Below are 2,959 nucleotides of genomic sequence, written 5' to 3' on the forward strand. Positions count from 1 at the left end.
ACAAAATGCACATATAAACCCTTTCCTAATTTCCTCAAAACTATATACTGGTATTTTCATAAAATGTGGTTTTTCGTTGTGTAGGGAAATGAGTTTATGTGCTACCTTCTTATGGTGATCGTTTATAGAGGATTGGACCGCGGTCCGGGGCGATTCGAACTCAATCTCAACGCTAATTCGGGATTGGAACACGGTCCGGGGCGATTCGAACTCAATCTCAACGCTAATTCGGGATTGGAACACGGTCCGGGGCGATTCGATATAAATGTCAATGAAATTGTGTACATATCTGACTGTTTTAGAATGTACATTTTTGCTTTTTCGGGGCAAGACTTAATGAGTAAGTTGTTGCCCCTAATTAGGTAAAGAGCTAAAATTACTAAAACGGTAAAATATCTAATTGTTGCTCAAGCGTGTTTATTTCGTCCAACAGTTTGTCTTTCTCACGTTTCAAATCCTCTATTTCCTCTAATAATCTTGCAATTTTAGTCTTATCATCAATCCCGGGTTCATATGCAGTCCCTTTACATCTCCACCAATCGCTAAAATGGTACATGTCCCAATCAGTAAGTTCCTCATCACCACCAAGTGCACCCATGCTTTCCATCCATTCTTCAACATCACGCTGCTGACATTTCACCTCATGAGAATGAAAAAATTCGGTTATTTCCTCTACTGTATATCTACCCATTCTGTCGATCTCCTCTTTCGGTCATCTCGTTTTCTTTATCAAAGTGATTTTTAAGTCGATAAGAATCCCCAATAATATTTACTACTGTTGCGTGATGGAGGACTCGGTCTAGAATGGCATTGGCCAACTTGGGATCCTGAAATATATCCCCCCATGTTTTAAAATTGGCGTTTGTCGTTAGAATGGTACTTTTCTTTTCATATCTCATGTCAATTAGCTGGAAAAACAACTTGGCATCTTCCGCATCAATTGGCAGATAGCCAATTTCATCGATGATAAGCAGTCTATACTTGGCATAATGTTTTAATCTAGTTTCAAGTCTATTTTCAAGTTTTGCCCTTTTCAAATTCATGATTAAGTCATTACATTTTATAAAATAAGTACTCGTCCTTTTCTTGGCGGCTGCGATCCCAATGGCGGTTGCCAAATGGGTTTTTCCTACACCACTAGGGCCTAAGAAAACGATGTTTTCTTGCGACTCAAGAAATCTTAAGGTGGTAAAGTCTAGTATCTGTTGCTTATTGATAGAGGGTTGAAAAGTAAAATCAAAATCTTTTATTTCTTTCAGGTGAGGGAAAGCCCCAACCTTCACCATAGCTTTCACCATGTTAATTTCTTTCATATCAATTTCATAGTCAGTAAGTTTTATCATTGTATCCACAAAGGAAAGTTGATTATTGGTCATGAAATCAATGGTCTCATCAAGATGGGTAATCATCTGCTTTAACTTCAAATACTCTAGATTATGTACAAGTTTTGCATAACTACTATTCATTTTTATACACCTCATTAATTGCCTCAAGATTTTTCTTAGCCAGTTCTTCAATATTTGTCGTAGGAGGAAGCCCCCTAGCCAACGTTTCTACATAATGTTCTTGTTTATAATTGATTTTTAATGGGCTAATGGAATGTTGGACAATCAAATCCGTGCTATAATAAACCAAGATATGGTTATCGTATACTTGTAAACCTACGGTTTTTCCTATGTATCCAGCGGGAACTGAATACTGATTGGACTTGTAGGTGATCATATTGGAAGTATTTACTTTCACAAGTATATGATCGATTTTATAGGAATCTCTTATTCTTACATTTGGCAATGGGGATAAGAGATCTTTTTCTTTTTTAAAGGCTAGTATTGGTATTTTTCCTGTTCCCTGATGATAACTGTGATTTATTCGATTACACAGATCCTGTACAAATTGATGAAGTTCTTCATAATCAAATTTTCCTTGGTAGGCATGAATTTCATCAATGATTTTCATTGGAGCTTCTACCTTGGCCTTTGTCCTTGGTCTTCCGGCTATACAAGGCTTCACTTCAAACCCCATATCTTTCGAAAACTGATAAAAGCGTTCATTCACCTTCCCCTTTGAATATTCGGTTCTAGATTCATCCATAATCGTTTTCATGTTATCTGTCACAATCGTTTTCGGTACTCCCCCAAACGTCTCAAAACTCTCAACAAGAAAGGATAATAATACGCTCTGTGACTTTGAAAGTGAAAGATGAAATGTTCGAAACCTTGAATTAGAGAGTAAGAGCACACAAACATTTACATAAATAATTTCCCCCTCTTTAGTGATATATCGGATGTTTTCTTTCCAATCTAGTTGGGCTTGTTCAGCAGGAGGTGTTTCAAAGCGAATGACCTCGGTATTGGATTTCTTTCGTTTTCCAGAATCAAAATACCTCTGGAATTCCGGTTTGCTTGATATGTAGGTCCTAAAAGTAGATGCAGCACACTTTAAACCATGATTGTCCTTTAAGTACTGCCATAGGACCCGTTTATAATAAAAGATTTGTTTGGAGTCTTCTGACAGGAGAAGGGAAATCGTTTCGTAATAATCGTCTAGCTTAGATCTACGATCCCTAGAACTTTTTGGCTTATAACCTTCAAGGTATTTTTCGATTGTCCGCCGATCAACCCCCATATCCCTAGCCAGCCGACTTTTATTAATTCTCATCTTTAAACTCTCCATAATCATTTTTAATTTTGGTAAATCTAAAAGACTGTTAATCTCAATATCTGTATTTATATTTAATTGTAAATGCATAATATTCACCCCAGGAATATTATGTCGTTTTATCATCCAAATTGTACATTTTTAAACAATCATTTCTGTACATACATAACGTATCATTTATAATTCGAACTCAATCGCAACGCTAATTCAGGATTGAACCATGGTCCGGTGTGATTCGAGCCTAATCGCAACGATAATTCAGGATTGGACCGTGTTCCGGTGTGATTCGAGCCTAATCGCA

The 2,959-nt window shown here is 36.9% G+C and carries 3 protein-coding genes; all 3 read right to left on the reverse strand.

Annotated features, from left to right (window positions below):
- Window positions 1–379: 379 nt before the first annotated feature.
- Genes NQ185_RS20020 through istA form a run of 3 tightly spaced genes read right to left on the reverse strand, consistent with a single transcriptional unit; the run spans window position 380 to window position 2,748 of the window.
- Window positions 380–691, reverse strand: coding sequence for a hypothetical protein (locus NQ185_RS20020; protein WP_257583864.1), 312 nt, complete (start codon window positions 689–691; stop codon window positions 380–382).
- Complete coding sequence (istB, locus tag NQ185_RS20025; protein WP_257583865.1) at window positions 684–1,466, reverse strand: IS21-like element helper ATPase IstB; 783 nt, start codon at window positions 1,464–1,466, stop codon at window positions 684–686. The genes NQ185_RS20020 and istB overlap by 8 nt, the downstream gene beginning before the upstream one ends.
- Window positions 1,459–2,748 carry an IS21 family transposase gene (gene istA / locus NQ185_RS20030; protein ID WP_257583866.1) on the reverse strand — a complete coding sequence of 430 codons (1,290 nt, stop codon included), beginning with the start codon at window positions 2,746–2,748 and terminating at the stop codon, window positions 1,459–1,461. Before istA ends, istB begins: the two co-directional genes overlap by 8 nt.
- Window positions 2,749–2,959: the final 211 nt, after the last annotated feature.

It is taken from the genome of Lederbergia panacisoli (assembly GCF_024626525.1).
GTDB lineage: Bacteria > Bacillota > Bacilli > Bacillales > Bacillaceae_C > Lederbergia > Lederbergia panacisoli.